Source organism: Pseudophaeobacter arcticus DSM 23566 (assembly GCF_000473205.1).
GTDB classification, from domain to species: domain Bacteria; phylum Pseudomonadota; class Alphaproteobacteria; order Rhodobacterales; family Rhodobacteraceae; genus Pseudophaeobacter; species Pseudophaeobacter arcticus.
Genome location: NZ_KI421507.1, coordinates 3,829,622 through 3,846,956 on the forward strand (window position 1 = coordinate 3,829,622; position 17,335 = coordinate 3,846,956).

At 60.5% G+C, this 17,335-nt stretch carries 16 protein-coding genes; 8 read left to right on the top strand and 8 right to left on the bottom strand.

All coding sequences use genetic code 11. The annotated features are described in order from the left end of the window. Positions 1 to 148 precede the first annotated feature (148 nt). The 4 genes from mtgA (at position 149) to ARCT_RS0123020 (ending at position 4,843) form a co-directional block, all read left to right on the top strand. Positions 149 to 889: a monofunctional biosynthetic peptidoglycan transglycosylase gene (gene mtgA / locus ARCT_RS0123005; RefSeq protein WP_027242192.1), complete on the top strand. Its 741-nt coding sequence runs from the start codon at positions 149 to 151 to the stop codon at positions 887 to 889. A 69-nt stretch (positions 890 to 958) separates the two neighbouring features. Then, a complete protein-coding gene (gene fzlA / locus ARCT_RS0123010) occupies positions 959 to 1,624 on the top strand; it encodes an FtsZ-binding protein FzlA (protein ID WP_027242193.1) in 666 nt (221 codons plus the stop codon). Between the two features lie 102 nt (positions 1,625 to 1,726). Then, positions 1,727 to 2,767 (top strand): tRNA epoxyqueuosine(34) reductase QueG, encoded by a 1,041-nt coding sequence (gene queG, locus ARCT_RS0123015; protein WP_027242194.1) that lies wholly within the window; start codon positions 1,727 to 1,729, stop codon positions 2,765 to 2,767. 69 nt (positions 2,768 to 2,836) lie between these two features. Continuing rightward, positions 2,837 to 4,843: a hydantoinase/oxoprolinase N-terminal domain-containing protein gene (locus tag ARCT_RS0123020; protein WP_027242195.1), complete on the top strand. Its 2,007-nt coding sequence runs from the start codon at positions 2,837 to 2,839 to the stop codon at positions 4,841 to 4,843. 69 nt (positions 4,844 to 4,912) lie between these two features. On the opposite strand, the gene msrA is transcribed toward ARCT_RS0123020, so the two are convergent. From msrA to ARCT_RS0123055, 7 genes are all read right to left on the bottom strand, one after another. After that, the gene (gene msrA, locus ARCT_RS0123025) at positions 4,913 to 5,428 is read right to left on the bottom strand and encodes a peptide-methionine (S)-S-oxide reductase MsrA (protein WP_027242196.1); all 516 of its coding nucleotides are present in this window, start codon (positions 5,426 to 5,428) and stop codon (positions 4,913 to 4,915) included. Further along, complete coding sequence (gene msrB / locus ARCT_RS0123030) at positions 5,425 to 5,874, bottom strand: peptide-methionine (R)-S-oxide reductase MsrB (protein WP_027242197.1); 450 nt, start codon at positions 5,872 to 5,874, stop codon at positions 5,425 to 5,427. The genes msrA and msrB overlap by 4 nt, the downstream gene beginning before the upstream one ends. Before the next feature lie 132 nt (positions 5,875 to 6,006). After that, the gene (locus tag ARCT_RS0123035) at positions 6,007 to 6,879 is read right to left on the bottom strand and encodes a DMT family transporter (protein ID WP_027242198.1); all 873 of its coding nucleotides are present in this window, start codon (positions 6,877 to 6,879) and stop codon (positions 6,007 to 6,009) included. A gap of 201 nt (positions 6,880 to 7,080) precedes the next feature. After that, positions 7,081 to 7,374: an HU family DNA-binding protein gene (locus ARCT_RS0123040; protein ID WP_027242199.1), complete on the bottom strand. Its 294-nt coding sequence runs from the start codon at positions 7,372 to 7,374 to the stop codon at positions 7,081 to 7,083. A gap of 142 nt (positions 7,375 to 7,516) precedes the next feature. After that, a complete protein-coding gene (locus ARCT_RS0123045) occupies positions 7,517 to 9,001 on the bottom strand; it encodes an AMP nucleosidase (protein ID WP_036785361.1) in 1,485 nt (494 codons plus the stop codon). Next, on the bottom strand, positions 8,998 to 10,812 hold the full coding sequence (gene ade, locus ARCT_RS0123050; RefSeq protein WP_027242201.1) for an adenine deaminase: 1,815 nt from the start codon (positions 10,810 to 10,812) through the stop codon (positions 8,998 to 9,000). Before ade ends, ARCT_RS0123045 begins: the two co-directional genes overlap by 4 nt. A 144-nt stretch (positions 10,813 to 10,956) precedes the next feature. Beyond that, positions 10,957 to 11,868 carry a LysR substrate-binding domain-containing protein gene (locus ARCT_RS0123055; RefSeq protein ID WP_027242202.1) on the bottom strand — a complete coding sequence of 304 codons (912 nt, stop codon included), beginning with the start codon at positions 11,866 to 11,868 and terminating at the stop codon, positions 10,957 to 10,959. Between the two features lie 114 nt (positions 11,869 to 11,982). On the opposite strand from ARCT_RS0123055, the gene ARCT_RS0123060 reads away from it, so the two are divergent. Next, on the top strand, positions 11,983 to 12,738 hold the full coding sequence (locus ARCT_RS0123060) for a class II aldolase and adducin N-terminal domain-containing protein (RefSeq protein WP_027242203.1): 756 nt from the start codon (positions 11,983 to 11,985) through the stop codon (positions 12,736 to 12,738). 39 nt (positions 12,739 to 12,777) lie between these two features. On the opposite strand, the gene ARCT_RS0123065 is transcribed toward ARCT_RS0123060, so the two are convergent. Beyond that, a complete protein-coding gene (locus ARCT_RS0123065; RefSeq protein WP_027242204.1) occupies positions 12,778 to 13,734 on the bottom strand; it encodes a GlxA family transcriptional regulator in 957 nt (318 codons plus the stop codon). A gap of 78 nt (positions 13,735 to 13,812) precedes the next feature. On the opposite strand from ARCT_RS0123065, the gene ARCT_RS0123070 reads away from it, so the two are divergent. Genes ARCT_RS0123070 through ARCT_RS0123080 form a run of 3 tightly spaced genes read left to right on the top strand, consistent with a single transcriptional unit; the run spans position 13,813 to position 17,334 of the window. After that, a complete protein-coding gene (locus tag ARCT_RS0123070; protein ID WP_027242205.1) occupies positions 13,813 to 14,976 on the top strand; it encodes an acyl-CoA dehydrogenase family protein in 1,164 nt (387 codons plus the stop codon). Positions 14,977 to 14,982: 6 nt separating this feature from the next. Further along, positions 14,983 to 15,291, top strand: coding sequence for a SelT/SelW/SelH family protein (locus ARCT_RS0123075; protein ID WP_027242206.1), 309 nt, complete (start codon positions 14,983 to 14,985; stop codon positions 15,289 to 15,291). Positions 15,292 to 15,297: 6 nt separating this feature from the next. Next, complete coding sequence (locus tag ARCT_RS0123080) at positions 15,298 to 17,334, top strand: acetate--CoA ligase family protein (protein ID WP_027242207.1); 2,037 nt, start codon at positions 15,298 to 15,300, stop codon at positions 17,332 to 17,334. The last annotated feature ends 1 nt before the right edge of the window (position 17,335 follow it).

Sequence of the window (17,335 nt, forward strand, 5' to 3'; positions counted from 1 at the left end):
CAGACAGATCTGCTGCTACAGAATTGTCCCGCAAGCTGGTCGCTTGCGGGGCTTTTTGGTTTGGGCTGCGAATCCCCGCGCGGAAGTGCGGAAAATCGAGCTGCGATTCTTGGTTGGTTTCGGGGGCTTGGCTATCTTATAGAGAGACATGGCAAAGGCAGTGAAAAAGACCAGAAAGAGCAAATCAGGCCGATCCTGGATCAAAGCCCGTTTGGCGCAGCCGCTGCGCTGGCTTCGGCGGTGGATCCTGCGGGGGCTGTTTACCGTTGCTCTTGGGGCGGTGCTTTTGGTGTTGCTGTTCTCTGTGGTGAACCCGCCAACCACCCATACAATCTGGAGCGAAAAGCGCCGTCTAGGCGATGTCGATCAGGAATGGGTTCCCCTGGAGGATATTGCGCCGGTTTTGGTGCGGTCGGTTGTCGCCGCAGAAGATGCGCGGTTTTGTCAGCATTGGGGGATTGATGTGCAGGCTATCCGGGCCGCTCTTGCCGAGGGCGGGCAGCGTGGCGGCTCTACCCTGTCGCAGCAGGTGGTGAAGAACGTATTTTTATGGCAGGGGCGCAGCTGGGGGCGCAAAGCGCTGGAAACCCTGCTGACCCCGCTGGTGGAAGCGATCTGGAGCAAGCGGCGCATTCTGGAAGTCTATCTGAATGTGGCCGAGATGGATGAGGGCATTTTTGGCGCAGAGGCGGCGGCGCGGAACTATTTTGGGGTTGGCCCTGATGCGCTCACCCCCCGCCAGGCAGCATTGATCGCGGCGGTTTTGCCAAATCCAAAACAGCGCTCCGCCGCGCGCCCAAGTCAAAACCTCAAACGCCGGGCCACCAAAATACAAGATGGGGCGGCTACCATCCGCGCAGATGGGCGGGCGGGCTGTTTCGAGGATTGAAGTTTTGCCGCGCACAGGGCATTGCTGGAGCATACCTTCGCAGTCCGACCCGGAGTTTCAAAAGACCCAATGGCACGTCTCTATCATGTCCCGCTTTCCCCATTTTGTCGGAAAATCCGTCTGTCCCTGGCGGAAAAGAAGATCGAAGTAGAGTTGGTTGAAGAGCGCTATTGGGAAGCTGACCCGGATTTTTTGCGCCGTAACCCGGCAGGCAAGGTGCCGGTTATCCGTCTGGATGGCAAAATGATGTCTGAGAGCGCCGCCATCTGCGAGTATCTGGAAGAAACCCGGCCGACACCGGCGCTGATGCCCAGCGACCCCGATGGGCGCTATGAGGTGCGCCGCATTGTCAGCTGGTTTGACGATAAATTTCACTCGGAAGTGACCTCAAAGCTGCTTTATGAGCGGGTCAACAAGAAGGTCACCGGTGAAGGCTATCCGGACAGCAAGAACGTCAAGGCAGGGGCCAAGGCGATCAAATATCATCTCGACTATATGACCTGGCTGCTGGACCATCGGCGCTGGCTGGCGGGGGACCAGATGAGTCTGGCAGATTTTGCCGCCGCCGCGCATCTGTCGTCATTGGACTATATTTCGGATGTGGACTGGAACCGCTCGGCTGTGGTCAAGGACTGGTATGCCAAGATCAAATCACGCCCGGCCTTTCGCTCTATTCTGGCGGATCAGATTTCGGGCTTTCGCCCGCCGGCCCATTACGCGGATCTTGATTTCTGAGAGACTGGCGTTTTGCTGGAACCGCTGGCACAGTGAGGGGGCTGTCTGCCCCCTCTTGCCTTTTGGCAAAGGCAATTCACCCCCGAGGATATTTTTGGCCAAATGAAACATGGTGCTGATTTGAAGGCGCGACTGGTGGCGCGGGCCCTTGCTGAGGGGTTTGTCGCCTGCAAGATCTGTCGCCCCTGGGATGTGCCGCTGGTGCCAGAGCGGCTGCAGCAGTTTCTTGACAAGGGCTATCATGGGCAGATGGGCTGGATGGCAGAGCGTAGCCATTGGCGCGCAGACCCAGGGGCGCTGTGGCCTGAAGCACGCTCGGTTATCATGCTGGCGGAGAGCTATACGCCACAGGAAGATCCGATGGCGGTTGTGGGCTGTGCCGACCGGGGGGCGGTTTCGGTCTATGCCCGCAACAAGGACTATCATGATCTGGTCAAAAAGCGGCTGAAGCGATTGGCGCGTTGGCTGATTGAGCAGGATGAGGCTGCGCAGGTTAAGGTCTTTGTTGATACGGCGCCGGTGCCGGAAAAACCTTTGGGGCAGGCGGCAGGGCTTGGCTGGCAGGGCAAGCACACCAACCTGGTGAGCCGAGATTGGGGTAATTGGGCCTTTTTAGGCTCTGTTTTCACCACCCTGGATCTGCCTGTAGATCGCGCTGAGATGGATCGTTGTGGATCTTGCACCTCTTGTTTGACGGCCTGCCCGACCGAGGCCTTTACCGCGCCCTATCAGATGGATGCGCGGCGTTGCATTTCTTATCTGACGATTGAGCACAAAGGTCCGGTTGATCCGGAGCTGCGCAGCAAGCTGGGCAATCGGATCTATGGCTGTGATGACTGTCTGTCGGCCTGCCCCTGGAATAAATTTGCCGTTGCCGCCAGTGATCTGCGCTATGCCGCCCGGGCCGAGCTGGAGGCGCCAAAGCTGGCAGAGCTGGCGGTGCTGGATGACGCGGAGTTTCGGGCATTTTTTGCCGGTTCACCGATCAAACGGGTGGGGCGGGATCGCTTTGTGCGCAATGTGCTTTATGCCATTGGCAATTCTGAGCTGCCTGCGTTGCGCAGTGTGGCAGAGGGGTTGACCCAGGATCCGGATCCAACCGTGGCCGATGCGGCGCAATGGGCGGTTCAGCGGCTGTCATGACGCAAACAGGATGGACCTCTGACCAATAGGCTTTAGACCGGTTGGGCGAATGGTTTGGAGATGATTGAAATGGCGTTGCTTTTGGGGGTGGATACGGGGGGAACCTACACGGATGCGGTGTTGATCCGTGACGAGAAAGAGGTGATTGCCAGTGCCAAGTCGCTGACCACGCGGACGGATCTTGCCATTGGGGTTGGTGGCGCAATCAGAGCAGTTTTGGAGCAGTCCGGCTGTGCGGCGGCTGAGGTGTCTATGGCGGCGCTGTCGACCACGCTGGCGACCAATGCGCTGGTGGAGGGGCAGGGTGGCCGCGTGGCGCTGATCTATGTGGGTTTTAGCGCGGCCGATCTGGATCGCCATGGATTGCGGGATGCACTGAAGGGGGATCCGGCATTGGTGCTTGCGGGGGGGCACAACCACGCCGGCACCGAGGCATGCGCCCTGGATGTCGAGGGCCTGCGCGCCTTTTTAGAGACAGATTCGGCTGGTGTTTCGGGCTTCGCTGTGGCCTCTGTTTTTGCCACCCGAAACCCCGCCCATGAGCTGGAAGTCGCACGCATTATCGCAGAGATGACCCAGGCGCCGGTTACGTGTTCGCATCAGTTGTCGGCAAAGCTGAATGGCCCCAAGAGGGCGGTGACCGCAGTGCTGAATGCGCGACTTATTGGGATGATCGACCGGCTGATTGGCCGGGCCCAGGATACATTGGTCGCGCTTGGCGTGACAGCTCCGATGATGGTGGTGCGCGGCGATGGGGCCCTGATGTCGGCAGAACAGGCGCGCGAACGCCCGATCGAAACCATTCTGAGCGGACCTGCGGCCTCAATCGTAGGGGCGCGCTGGCTGACCGGGGCGGAGAATGCGCTGGTTAGCGATATCGGCGGCACCACCACGGATGTGGCCCTTATCCGCGATGGAAAACCGGCGATTGATCCGGCTGGCGCGCGGGTTGGTGCCTTTCGCACCATGGTCGAGGCGGTGGCGATGCGCACCACCGGTCTGGGTGGGGACAGCCAGGTGCACCTGCAGGCCAGTGGGCTGCAGGGGGGCGTGACCCTGGGCCCGCGCCGGGTGGTGCCGGTGTCATTGATCGCGGCAGAGGCCCCTGAGGTGGTGCATGCGGCCTTGGACAGGCAGCTCAACGCGCCTGTGGTGGGGGAATATGACGGCAGATTTGTGCGTGCCATGATCGGCCTGCCAGCTGTTGGTCTGGGGGAGCGCGAACTGGCCCTGTTGGGGCGCATTGGCACCGAGGTGCACCCTTTGGGCGCGATACTGCGGACCCGGATGGAACAGGGCGCGCTGAGCCGATTGCTGGATCGCGGCCTGGTGCAGGTTGCGGGCGTGACCCCATCCGATGCCAGCCATGTTCTGGGCTGGGTTCAGGCCTGGGATGCAGCGGCCGCCGAAAAGGCCCTGACCCTGTTTGCCCGCCGTCGCATTGGCAGTGGTGACACCCTGGCATCAGGGGCGCAAGAACTGGCGCGGATGATTGTGGATCAGCTGGTGGAACAGACCTCTTTGACCCTTTTAGAGTCTGCCTTTGCCGAGGAAGCGGAGGATTTTCCCTTGCCGCCCGCTGATCTGGCGCGGCATGTGCTGACGCAGCGTGGGCTGGCCTCATATCGTGGGATTCTATCGCTGGAAACGGCGGTGAATATCGACGTGGTGGGGCTGGGGGCATCGGCTCCCTGTTATTACCCGGCGGTTGGAGAGCGGCTCAAATGCCGGATGTTGCTGCCGGAACACGCCGGGGTGGCCAATGCCATTGGTGCCGTGGTTGGCCGTATCACCATGCGCCGCAGCGGCAGCGTGACCGCGCCGGCAGAGGGCAAGTTTCGGGTGCATCTGGACAGCGCTCCGCAGGATTTTTCAGCCTCTCAGGAGGCTTTGCAGGTGTTGGAGCAGGCCCTACGGGATCAGGCCTGTGCCGCTGCCGAAGCAGCAGGGGCGGAGGATATCCATACGCATGTCACCCGTGATATCCGCATGGCCGTGGTCGAGGCGCGCGAGGTCTTTGTCGAGGCGATGCTGACGGTTGAGGCCAGTGGCCGCCCACGCGTGGCCAAGGGCTAGAAGGGAGAAAACCAAAAGACCCGCCCCGGATTGGAGCGGGTCTTGGCGAAATTGCGGCTCTAACTTGGGTTATTCCGCCGCTGAACTGCGTTTGGGCAGCACCCAGTCGGGGCGGGCAAAGTGGCAGGTGTAGCCATCCGGGCGGTGCTCCAGATAGTCCTGGTGCTCGGGCTCGGCCTCCCAGAAATCGCCGACGGCTTCGACTTCGGTCACCACCTTGCCAGGCCAGAGCCCGCAGGCCTCGACATCGGCGATGGTGTCCAGTGCCACGGCTTTTTGCGCCTCATCGACATAATAAATCGCCGAGCGGTAGCTCATGCCAAGATCATTGCCCTGACGGTTTTGCGTGGTGGGGTCATGGATCTGAAAGAAGAACTCCAGCAACTCGCGGTAGGAGGTCTGGCTGGGATCAAACAGGATCTCGATGCCTTCGGCATGGGTGCCGTGGTTTTTATAGGTGGCATTGGCCACATCGCCGCCGGTGTAGCCGACACGGGTTTTCAGCACGCCTTTGCGCTTGCGGATCAGATCCTGCATGCCCCAGAAACAGCCCCCTGCAAGGACGGCGCGTTCGCTCATGCTCATGATCTTTCCTCCACTTGGTTGATGTAATCTGCATAGCCTTCGGCCTCCATTTCAGCCAGCGGAACAAACCGCAGCGAGGCAGAGTTGATGCAGTAGCGCAGGCCACCGTGTTCGACCGGCCCGTCGGGGAAAACATGGCCCAGGTGGCTGTCGCCATGGGTGGAGCGCACCTCGGTGCGAATCATGCCCAGGGCCCGGTCTTCCAGCTCGCTGATATAGGCGGGTTCGATGGGTTTGGTAAAGCTGGGCCAGCCGCAGCCGGAGTCGTATTTGTCACCCGAGGCAAACAGCGGCTCGCCCGAGACGATATCGACATAGATGCCGACCTCTTTGTTGGCGAGCAGCTTGCCGGTGCCAGGGCGTTCGGTGCCCGCGTTCTGGGTGACGTAGAATTCCTCTTCCGACAGGGCGGCGATGGCGGTGGGGTCTTTGGTATATTTGGTCATGCAGGTCTCCGGCTTTTGCGGTCTGGTCCCTTAGGCCGCTCTGTTCGCTGTTGTGGCAAAGATGGGGCGTCGCGGGCAAAATGCAAAGAGCATTTCACCCGGCTCGCGTCTCTGTGTCCGGGAAATAGTGGATTATTTGGGGAGGGCCTGCCGGGACAGTTGTACGGCCAGAATGCCCAAGGTCACCACCGCGACACCGATAAGATCAAGTAGGCCCAGCTGCTCGCCGAGCAGCAGGCTGGCAACCGCGACGCCAAAAACCGGGTTGAGAAAGTGAAAGGTGGCGGCGCGAATGGCGCCAATCCGGTTGAGCAGCAGCACCCAGATAAAGGTCGCCATCAGGCCGGGAACAACAGTGGTATAGGCAAAGGCCAGTCCCAACCGGAGGGTCGGATGAACAAAGATATCTTCGCTTAGCGGCGCGGCGACAAACAGAATGGCGGATCCAATCAGCATCTGCAGGCCGACAACCATCATGAAGTTGCCCCCGGAGGTGGCACCGCGCAGGGCCAGGGTGGCCACGGTCAGGGCCGCAACCCCGACAAAGCAGAGCATAAGGCCAAAGAGATCAACCCCGGCATTGATCCGGGTGCCCATGATTAGCGCCACGCCTGCTACGCCCGCCATCAGGCCCATCAGCCCCAGGGGCTTGATCCGGTCGCCAAAGATCACCCAAGAGGCCAGCGCCACACAGAGCGGCATGGTGGAGGCGATGATAGCCGCCAGCGAGGCTTCGATCCACTGCATGGCAACAAAGTTAAGCCCAAGATAAAGCGCATTCTGGCAGAGACCAAAGATCATGGTGGCCCGCCACTGGTTGCGGCTCAGCCGCCAGGTCTGCCCCAGAGCCAGGGCAATCCCGACGCCAATCAATCCTGAAATCAAAAACCGCACCGCCAAGGAGAACAGCGGCGAGGCATCCATCACGATGATCCGGGCCGAGGTGAAGGCCGAAGACCACATGATGGCAAAGGTGAGCCCCATGGCAATTGCGCGTAGATCCATACCGATGTCTCCAGAGGGCTGGTGGTGTCTCAGGTGTTTAGCAAGGCAAGTACCTACTGGGAATGCCCATTCGATGCGCGCTCACGCGATTGGCATATGGGTCCGGTCAGTTCCAGATTTGTAGGTGTGAATAGGGCAGACATGAAAAAGGGCCGCCAAAGGCGACCCGATCTCGATAGCAGTAATCCGGAATTTCCTGGATTAGGCTTCGCCGTTGACGCTGTCTTTCAGGGCTTTGGCAATGGTCATTTTCACAACCTTGTCCGCTTCCTTCATGAATTTTTCGCCAGTGGCGGGATTGCGCACTTCGCGCTCAGGGCGCTCGCGGCAATAGATTTTGCCGACGCCAGGCAGAGTTACGGCACCGCCGTCGGAAACTTCGCGCGTGATCAAGGCGCAGACGGCTTCAAGAGCAACACCTGCGGTCTTTTTATCTTCGCCCATTTCCTCAGCCAGAGCGGCAACAAGCTGGGTTTTTGTCATCGGTTTGGACATTCTCAGATCTCCTTAAAACTGCCCGAACTGTGGGGCCTCGTCGCGCAACATTATCGTTATGTTGTGTAGGAACACAACGCGTTGTGTGACAAAAGACTATAGAAACCAGCGGTTTTTTGCAGAAAACAGTGGAAAACTTGGCCTAAAGGAAGGCGGTTTCGTCAAAAGAGCGCAGTTTTCGGCTGTGCAACCGCTCCAACGGCATCGATCTGAGCTGTTCCATCGCCTTTATGCCGATCTGCAAATGGCGTGCAACCTGTGTTTGGTAAAAGTCAGAGGCCATGCCCGGCAGCTTCAGTTCCCCATGCAGCGGTTTGTCGGACACGCAGAGCAGGGTGCCGTAGGGGACGCGAAAGCGATAGCCGTTGGCGGCGATGGTGGCGCTTTCCATATCCAGGGCGATGGCACGGGACTGGCTGAGCCGCTGCACCGGGCCGGACTGGTCGCGCAATTCCCAATTGCGGTTGTCGATGGTGGCGACGGTACCGGTGCGCATGATCCGCTTCAGATCATAGCCCTCAAATTCGGTGACCTCGGCCACGGCCTGTTCCAGGGCGATCTGGATTTCCGCCAGGGCGGGAATAGGCGTCCAGACCGGAAGGTCATCGTCCAGCACGTGATCTTCGCGCAGGTAGGCATGGGCCAGGACAAAATCCCCAAGCGCCTGGGTATTGCGCAGGCCGGCACAGTGGCCAACCATCATCCAGGCATGCGGGCGCAGCACTGCAATATGATCGGTGGCTGTTTTGGCGTTTGAGGGCCCAACGCCGATGTTGACCAGGGTGATGCCTTTGCCGTCGGCGCGTTTCAGATGATAGGTGGGCATCTGTGGCAGCTTGGCTATGGCCGGAATATCCGCCTTGGAGTCGGATATCTCATGGTTTCCAGTGCTGACAAAACTGGTGTAACCCGATTGCGGATCCGCCAGCTGTTCCCGGGCGTAGGATTCGAACTCGGCCACATAGAACTGGTAGTTGGTAAACAGCACGTGGTTCTGGAAATGCTCGGGCGCGGTGGCGGTGTAATGCGCCAGCCGCGCCAATGAGTAGTCAATGCGTTGCGCGGTGAACAACGACAGCGGGCCAATGCCGTCTTCGGACTGGTAGGTGCCATTGACAATATCATCATTGGTGGTGGCCAGATCCGGGACATCAAAAACATCGCGCAGGGTGAAACCGGCAGCGCCGTCTTGTGGCACTGTCAAATCGGGCCGGGAGCCAACGGCAAAATGTACCGGGATTGGCGTGGTTGAGGCGCCGATGATAACGGGTTGGCCGTGGTTCTTGATCAACAGGGCGATTTGCTGAGTCAGATAGTGGCGAAACAGATCCGGCCGCGTCACCGTGGTGGCATAGGTGCCCGGGGCCGAGACATGACCAAAGCTGAGGCGGCTGTCCACCTGGGCAAAGCTGGAGGTGGTAAAGCGGATCTCGGGATAAAAGGCGCGAATGCGCTGGGTGCCTTTGGTCCCTGTCGCCATGCTGGCGATGAACTCATCACATAGGAACGTGGTGGCCTGGGCGTAAAGCTCTTCCAGCCGGGCCACGGCGGCACTGGCATCGGCAAAGCTCTCGGGGGCGGGGGCCTGGGGCTGTTTGATCTGGGTGATCGGTGTGGCGGGCATCATGTAAGTGGCTCAATCACTGGGATCATTTCAAATGTGCGCACGTCCACCAGCCCAAGGTCCGAGATCCTGAGTTCGGGGATCACCACCAGGGCCAGCAAGGAGTGCTGCATATAGGCGTTGTTGAGCGAACACCCGCAGGCCTCCATCGCCTCGCCCAGTTTTTGTGCCTTGGCGGCAACCTCGGTGGCGGGGCTGTCGGACATCAGGCCGGCGATGGGCAGCTCGACCAGCGCCAGTTCTGTGCCATCGCGGAAAATGGTGACGCCGCCGCCGACCTCGGCCAGACGATTGGCGGCCAGCGCCATCTGGTCCCGGTCGGTGCCGACGACAATCATGTGGTGGCTGTCATGCGCCACGGTGGAGGCCATGGCCATTTTGCCAGTGTAGCCAAAGCCCGAAACAAAGGCATTGGTGACGCCGCCAGTTGCCTGGTGCCGCTCTACCAGTGCGATCTGGCAGGTCTCTCCCTCGGCGGCCATGGTGGCTTCCACCAGCCCGTCATGCACTGGCAATTCAGCCTTTAGCGCTTTGGTCGGGGCCTGGTTTTCCACCATGCCAATGACATTGGCGGTGACGGCATTGGCGCCCTCGGGGGCCTTGATCTCAAAATCTGTTGCGGTCAGCTCATGGCCCAGATGGATGGTGCCACGGGCGCTGTCAGGCCAGTCAAGATGCGGACAATCCACCGTAATAGAGCCTGATTCAGCGACAATCTGCCCGCGCGCCACCACCAGTTCGATGGGCAGGTCTGTCAGGTCTGAGGTGAGGATCACATCGGCGCGCCGTCCCGGCGTGATCGAGCCGATATCGCGCTCCAGCCCAAAATGAGTGGCGGTGTTGATCGTTGCCATCTGCAGCGCGATCAGCGGATCACAGCCGCAGGCAATGGCATGGCGCACCACCCGGTTCATGTGGCCGTCATGCACCAGTGTGCCCGAGTGGCAATCATCGGTGCAGAGGATAAAGTTGCGTGGATCCAGGCCCTTTTCGGTGATGGCGGTGATCTGCGCCTCAACGTCGTACCAGGCAGACCCCAGCCGCACCATGGCACGCATGCCCTGGCGCATCCGGGCGATGGCATCCGCTTCGCAGGTGCCCTCGTGGTCATCCGCCGGGCCGCCGGCGACATAGGCGGCAAAATCGCGCCCCAGATCCGGCGAGGCAAAATGCCCGCCAACGGTCTTGCCCGCACGTTGGGTGGCGGCGATTTCCGCCAGCATCTTGGGGTCGGCATTGGCCACACCGGGGAAGTTCATCATCTCGCCGAGGCCAACAATACCGGGCCAGTGCATGGCTTCGGCGACGTCTTCGGCGGTGATTTCAAACCCGGTGGTTTCCAGCCCCGGCGCCGAGGGCGCACAGGAGGGCATCTGGGTGAAGATATTGACTGGTTGCAGCAGGGCCTCGTCATGCATCAGCCGCACGCCCTCAAGCCCCAGAACATTGGCGATTTCATGGGGGTCGGTGAACATCGAGGTGGTGCCATGGGGGATCACCGCGCGGGCAAACTCCGCCGGGGTCAACATGCCGGATTCGATATGCATATGGGCATCGCACAGGCCGGGGATCATATAGCGCCCCTGCGCCTCGATCACCTGGGTATCCGGCCCGGTGCAATAGCTGGCATCGGGGCCGACATAGGCGATACGACCGGATTTGATGGCGATGTCGTGATTGTCCAGCACCTCGCGGGTGTGGACATTGACCCATTTGCCCTGACGAATGACCGTATCGGCAGGCGCGCGGCCTGCGGCAACATGGATCAGGTCTGGGGCGATATCGGGCCAACTGGGGAATGCTTTATCTGTCATGTGCCAATTGTTCTGATTGCGAGAATAAGTGCAAGCCCTGCGATCCGTGCTTGGCCTAGAAACACCTATAGGCAGGACAAGAGGATGATTTGTGACACTGTCGCCGAGTGATGCAACGTGACAGGTGATCTCTGTCTGGGAGGGCTAGGTCGAGCGTTTGAGCGCCTTTGGCCAGGCCTTGCCGCCGCAGTGATCCTTTGCCATCTCAGCCCGTAACCAGATGGCAAAAGCCTGGGCGCCGGGTGAGTGTTCGGCCTGGGGGGACAGCAGGAGGTAATAGGCCTCTGGCACCGGGGCGCGGTGGTCAAAGGGGGCAATCAGCCGTCCCTGCCGGATCAGGTCGCTGACCATGATGTCATGGGCCAGGCCCACCCCGGCGCCCGCAGCCACTGCGGGCAGGCAGGCCATATAGGTGGTTGCATAGGTCACTGGTGGATTGGGCCAGGGCAGGCCCTGATCCTCGGCCCAGGCGGGGAAATTGGCCATCAGATTGGAACAGTCAAACAGCCGGTGCTGGTGCAGTTCAGCCAGCGTCACCGCATAGTCGGGGGCGCAGACCGGATAGTAGTGATCGCGGTGCAAAAGCTCGCCCCGCACCGTATCCGCCAGCCCCAGCGAAAAGCGGATCTCCACATCGGCACCTTCGGCCATGTCGCGGGGTTCCCAGATCTCGGTAGAGATGTTCAGTGAAACATCCGGATGTGCATCGTAAAATCTGCCCAGCCGGGGCGACAGCCATTGCACGGCAAAGGAGATATTGCACTGAACCTGCACCACATTTTTTTGCGGGCCGGAAATGGCGCGGGTGCCATTGGTCAGGGTGCGAAAGGCCTCGCGCACCACTGGCAGATAGGTGGTGCCGGTTGGGGTGAGCTCCAGCGCGCGGGGGCGGCGGTGAAACAGGGTCTTGCCCAGATGGGACTCCAGCCCCTTGATCTGCTGACTGACCGCGCTTTGGGTCATGTTCAAATCATTGGCGGCACCGGTAAAGGACAGATGCCGGGCTGCGGCCTCGAATGTCCGTAGCCAGCCGAGGGGAGGCAGGGAGGTTTTCATCGCATAAGTTTGCCATAAGCTCAGCTAATGGCAAGCCGCGATTTTTTTCACTGGTCAAACAGACCTTTGCGGCTCAGGTTCTGGGCAATCAGAAGTTGCTTTAGGAGCCTCAAAATGAGCGTTGCAGAATTGCGCCCCAATATGGACCATTGGCAGGAGCGCGTCGATATGGCGGCGAGCTTTCGCTGGGTGGAGCGGCTCAATATGCACGAGGGCGTGGCCAATCATTTCAGCCTGGCGGTGAACGCGGACGGCAGCCAGTTTCTGATGAATGCAAATCTGATGCATTTTGCCCGGATCACCGCATCAAACCTGCTGCTACTGGACGCGAACGATCCCGAAACCATGACCAAACCCGGCGCGCCGGACCCAACCGCCTGGGGGCTGCATGGCTCGATCCATCGTCTGTGTCCGCAGGCGCGCTGCGTGATGCATGTACATTCGATCCATGCCACGGTTCTGGCCTCTCTGGCCGATAGCACCCTGCCGCCGATTGATCAGAACACCGCTACCTTTTTCAATCGCTATGTCATCGACGATGGCTATGGTGGTTTGGCCTTTGAGGACGAAGGCGCGCGCTGTGCGGCGATGCTGACCGATCCCAAACAAAAGGTGATGATCATGGGCAACCACGGGGTGCTGGTGATCGGCTCTGATCCGGCGGATACGTTGAATAGGCTCTACTATTTTGAACGCGCCGCCGAGACTTATATACGGGCTTTGCAGACGGGGCAGCCCCTGCGCGTGCTGTCGGATGAAATCGCCGAGAAGACAGCGCGCGAGTTGGAGGACTATCCCTCTCAGGCCGAGGCGCACCTGCGCGAGATCAAGCTGATCCTGGATAGCGAGGGCTCTACCTACGCCAGTTAGAGCCGTTTCCGGATCTCTGGACCGTGTCACCCCGTGCTGTCACCCCGTGCTGTTGCGCATCTGGCGCGGGGAGGCGCCAAATTCTGCGCGATAGGCACGGGTCAAGGCGCTGGGGTCTTCGTAGCCACTGCGCAGGGCGATCTCTGCGATGGATAAATCAGTCTCTAATACAAGCTTTCGTGCCTGTATGAGGCGCAGATGGCGATAGATGGCCTGCGGGGTTGCCCCCAACTGGGCCTTCATGCGCTGTTCCAGATCTTTGCGGTTGCGACCAACCCGGCGGGCGATTTCCAGCACCGAAAGCGGTGCCTCGATATTGGCCTGCATCAGGGCCAGGGCCCTTGCGACAGAGCGGCTGCGCGCAGAGCCTATGGCGACGCAGGTTGGCTCTGTCTCGGTGATTTCGGGGCTCATGAACAGCGCGGCAACCTCCAGCCGCAGCGCCTGACCGTGGCTCTGTCCAATGAGATCCATCATCAGGTCAAAGGCCGCCAGGGCACCAGTGCAGGTGATGCGATTGCCGTCCTGTACATGGCGCAGGCGCTGGGCCTCGACCTGGGGGAAATCCTCGGCAAAGCCAGCCAGTTCCTCCCAGTGGATGGTGGCGCGCCGCCCCTCAAGCAGCCCGGCTGCAGCCAATAGCCAGGCACCGGCATCAAAACCTGCCATCACCCCGTAGCGACCCGCAGCCGCCCGCAAAGACTTTTTCGCCGCCTCCGTTGCCAGCGGGCGATAGCGATACGAGGGCATGGCAATCAACATGTCGCCGCGACAATGGGCCAGCTGGTCATGGGGATTCACCTCCATCCCGGCGGAGGAGGTGACAGGCGCCCCATCCAGAGTGAGAAACCGCCAGGCATAGGCTTGCCGCCCCGCCAGCGTATTGGCCGCGCGCAAGGGCTCGATCGTATTGGCGAGGCAATGGCCGGAAAAATCATCAAACAACAGCAGATCAACCTGCTGCGCTGCAGCGTCTTCTTTCACCCAGTTCTGCATGGTTTTGTCCATTCTTGCACGAAGAAACCCTAGCCCGGCGCTAGACTGGTGGGCAAGTCAAAGAGAAGGACAGGCGCGATGCAGTTTGGCATGACAGAAGAACAGGCAATGATCGTCGAGACGACCCGTGCCTTTGTGGAGAACGAGCTTTACCCCCACGAGCTGGAGGTCGAACGCTCCGGTCATCTGGACATGGATGTGATCAAGGACATCCAGGCGAAGGCGATGGAGGCCGGGCTTTATGCCGCAAATATGCCCGAAGAGGTGGGCGGTGCCGGGCTCGATACGCTCAGCTGGCTGATGTATGAAAAAGAACTGGGCCGGGCCAATTATGCGCTGCACTGGACCGGCGTCGCGCGCCCGTCGAATATCCTGCTGGCCGGCACCGAAGAACAGAAAGAAAAATACCTGTTCCCCTGCATGAAGGGTGAAAAATGGGACTGTCTTGCCATGACAGAGCCGGACGCGGGCTCTGATCTGCGCGGTATGAAGGCCACGGCGCGCAGGGATGGGGATGACTGGATCCTGAACGGCACCAAACATTTCATCAGCCATGCCGATATCGCAGATTTTGCAATCTGCTTTATGGCGACTGGGGTTGAAGACACTCCGCGCGGCCCAAAGAAAAAAATCACCGCCTTCTTTGTCGACAAGGGCACGCCGGGGTTTGCCGTGCGCGCGGGCTATAGCAATGTCTCGCACCGGGGCTATACCAATGCTGTTCTGGAGTTTGACGACTGCCGCCTGCCGTCTTCGGCCATCCTGGGTGAGGTCGACAAGGGGTTTGACGTGGCCAACACATGGTTGGGGGCGACCCGTCTGCAGGTGGCGGCAACCTGTCTGGGCCGGGCAGATCGTGCGTTGCAGCACGCGGTTGAATATGCCGCCGAGCGCAAACAATTTGGCCAGCAAATCGGCAAATTCCAGGGCGTTTCTTTTAAGCTGGCCGATATGGCGCTGGAGCTGAAAGCCGCCAATCTGCTGACCTGGGAGGCCGGTTGGAAATTCGATCAGGGCACGGTCACCGAGTCTGACATGTCGATGGCCAAGCTCAAAGCGACCGAGATGCTGGCCATGGTTGCGGACGAGGCAATCCAGATCCATGGCGGCATGGGCCTGATGGATGAGCTGCCCTTGGAACGTATCTGGCGTGACGCCCGGGTGGAGCGCATTTGGGAGGGGACGAGCGAGATCCAAAGACATATCATCAGCCGCGAAATGTTACGCGCCCACGGAGCTTGATGAACCATGTCCACGACCTCACCTTTGAAACCCAAGATCACCATTACCTATTGTATCGGCTGCAACTGGATGCTGCGCGCCGCCTGGATGGCGCAGGAACTGCTGTCGACTTTTCAGGATCAATTGGCGGCGGTGACCCTGGTGCCAGGGGAGGTCGGAGGCATCTTTGAGATCACGCTGAATGATGAGCTGATCTGGGAGCGCAAGCGCGACGGCGGATTTCCCGATGTGAAAGAGCTGAAGACCCGCGTGCGCGACCAGATCAACCCGCAACAGGACCTCGGCCATCTGGACCGGGCCACAAGGGATGAATAAGTAGAAATGAAGTCTCTAAACAGGCTGTTTAGGCCCAAAACCATCGCCGTTGTTGGCGGTGGCGCCTGGTGCCGTCTGGTGATTGAACAGTGCCAGAAGATGGGGTTCGACGGTGAGATCTGGCCGGTTCACCCCAAGGCGGAAGAGCTGGCAGGCCTGCCGGTCTATCGGGATGTCGCCAGTCTGCCGGCGGCACCGGATGCCACCTTTGTCGGGGTCAACCGCTTTGCCACAATCGAGGTGGTGCGGGATCTGGCGGCGCGCGATGCCGGCGGCGCGGTCTGCTTTGCCTCTGGCTTCCTGGAGGCCCAGGCAGAAGATTCAGAGGGCGCAGACCTGCAGGCGCAGCTGTTGGCGGCGGCGGGGCAGATGCCTTTCCTAGGGCCCAATTGTTATGGCTTTATCAACTATCTGGATGGGGCTTTGCTCTGGCCTGACCAGCACGGTGGCAAGCGGGTGGAGAGGGGCGTGGCCCTGATCACTCAAAGCTCCAACATCGCCATCAACCTCACCATGCAGACGCGGGGTCTGCCCATTGCCTATGTGGTGGCGGCGGGCAATCAGGCGCAGTCCGGCATTGCCGCCATTGGTGAGGCGCTGCTGGACGATGATCGGGTCACCGCGCTGGGCCTGCATATCGAAGGCTTTGGCGATCTGCGGGCCTTTGAGGCGCTGGCGGCAAAGGCGCGCGCCTTGGGCAAGTCGATCATTGCGCTGAAAGTGGGCAAATCGGCAGAGGCACAGGCGGCGACGATTTCTCATACGGCGTCGCTTGCGGGCGGTGACGCGGGGGCTCAGGCTTTGCTCACGCGTCTGGGCATTGCGCGGCTTGACGATCTGCCAGCATTTCTGGAAACGCTGAAACTGCTGCATGTGACAGGGCCACTACCCAACAACCGGTTGGGGTCGATCAGCTGTTCGGGGGGCGAGGCAAGCCTTGCTGCCGATACCGCGCATGACCTCCCGGTGGTCTTTCCGCCTTTGAATGACACCCAGGAAACCGACCTGCGCGCGGCGCTGGGGCCGATGGTGGCGCTGGCAAATCCGCTGGACTATCACACCTATATCTGGCGCGACACAGAGGCAATGACGCGGGCCTGGTCCGCGATGATGGATCCATCCCTGGCGATGACCCTGCTGATTGTTGATTTTCCGCGCACCGATCGCTGCTCGGCCAGCGACTGGGACTGTGCCATTGAGGCCGCCATTGGTGCACAGCACGCAACCGGGGCGAATGTCGCGCTGGTGGCAACCCTGCCGGAACTGCTGCCCGAGGCCGTTGCCGACCAGCTGATGGGTGCTGGCGTGGTGCCCTTTTGTGGGCTGCGCGAAGCCCTGCTGGCCTGTGCTGCCGCCTCAGCGCGGCGACCGGATGTTGCGGAACCTGTGCTGCTGCCGACCACAGTGGTAGCGCCCAGTCTGGTGTCTGAAGCGGAAGCCAAGTTTCGCCTGGCGCAGTATGGTCTGCGGATCCCTAAATCTATCCGAGCAAAATCCCCCGGCATGGCGCGGGCGGCGGCGGCGGATATTGGCTATCCGGTGGTGCTGAAGGGCGAAGGGATTGCCCATAAGACCGAAGCTGGTGCGGTGGTGCTGGGCCTGGCGACCGGCGGCGAGGTCAGTGCGGCGGCAGATGCGATGCCGACAGAGCGGTATCTGGTCGAGGAAATGATCACCGGAGCGGTGGCAGAGCTGCTCATTGGGGTGGTGAAAGACCCGGCGCATGGTTTTGTCCTGACGCTGGCAGCAGGCGGCACCCTGACAGAGATCCTGCAGGACAGTTGCTCGCTTTTGCTGCCGGCCAGTGATGCGGCAATTGACGCGGCTTTGGATGGCTTGAAAATCGCAAAACTGCTGGCAGGCTACCGTGGCAAACCGGCAGCCGACCGCGCTGCAATCCTGCGGGCGGTGACATCGGTGCAGGCCTATGTCCTGGCCGAGGCCGAAGGTCTGGAAGAAATTGAAATCAACCCGCTGTTATGTACGCCTGAGGATGCGGTGGCAGCGGATGCGCTGATGCGCAGAAAGGACTTATTGAAATGAG

Excerpts from the sequence above, each read along its gene's own strand:
- mtgA (WP_027242192.1), top strand. The coding sequence starts at position 149 with ATGGCAAAGGCAGTGAAAAAGACCAGAAAGAGCAAATCAGGCCGATCC.
- fzlA (WP_027242193.1), top strand. The coding sequence starts at position 959 with ATGGCACGTCTCTATCATGTCCCGCTTTCCCCATTTTGTCGGAAAATC.
- queG (WP_027242194.1), top strand. The coding sequence starts at position 1,727 with ATGAAACATGGTGCTGATTTGAAGGCGCGACTGGTGGCGCGGGCCCTT.
- ARCT_RS0123020 (WP_027242195.1), top strand. The coding sequence starts at position 2,837 with ATGGCGTTGCTTTTGGGGGTGGATACGGGGGGAACCTACACGGATGCG.
- msrA (WP_027242196.1), bottom strand. The coding sequence starts at position 5,428 with ATGAGCATGAGCGAACGCGCCGTCCTTGCAGGGGGCTGTTTCTGGGGC.
- msrB (WP_027242197.1), bottom strand. The coding sequence starts at position 5,874 with ATGACCAAATATACCAAAGACCCCACCGCCATCGCCGCCCTGTCGGAA.
- ARCT_RS0123035 (WP_027242198.1), bottom strand. The coding sequence starts at position 6,879 with ATGGATCTACGCGCAATTGCCATGGGGCTCACCTTTGCCATCATGTGG.
- ARCT_RS0123040 (WP_027242199.1), bottom strand. The coding sequence starts at position 7,374 with ATGTCCAAACCGATGACAAAAACCCAGCTTGTTGCCGCTCTGGCTGAG.
- ARCT_RS0123045 (WP_036785361.1), bottom strand. The coding sequence starts at position 9,001 with ATGATGCCCGCCACACCGATCACCCAGATCAAACAGCCCCAGGCCCCC.
- ade (WP_027242201.1), bottom strand. The coding sequence starts at position 10,812 with ATGACAGATAAAGCATTCCCCAGTTGGCCCGATATCGCCCCAGACCTG.
- ARCT_RS0123055 (WP_027242202.1), bottom strand. The coding sequence starts at position 11,868 with ATGAAAACCTCCCTGCCTCCCCTCGGCTGGCTACGGACATTCGAGGCC.
- ARCT_RS0123060 (WP_027242203.1), top strand. The coding sequence starts at position 11,983 with ATGAGCGTTGCAGAATTGCGCCCCAATATGGACCATTGGCAGGAGCGC.
- ARCT_RS0123065 (WP_027242204.1), bottom strand. The coding sequence starts at position 13,734 with ATGCAGAACTGGGTGAAAGAAGACGCTGCAGCGCAGCAGGTTGATCTG.
- ARCT_RS0123070 (WP_027242205.1), top strand. The coding sequence starts at position 13,813 with ATGCAGTTTGGCATGACAGAAGAACAGGCAATGATCGTCGAGACGACC.
- ARCT_RS0123075 (WP_027242206.1), top strand. The coding sequence starts at position 14,983 with ATGTCCACGACCTCACCTTTGAAACCCAAGATCACCATTACCTATTGT.
- ARCT_RS0123080 (WP_027242207.1), top strand. The coding sequence starts at position 15,298 with ATGAAGTCTCTAAACAGGCTGTTTAGGCCCAAAACCATCGCCGTTGTT.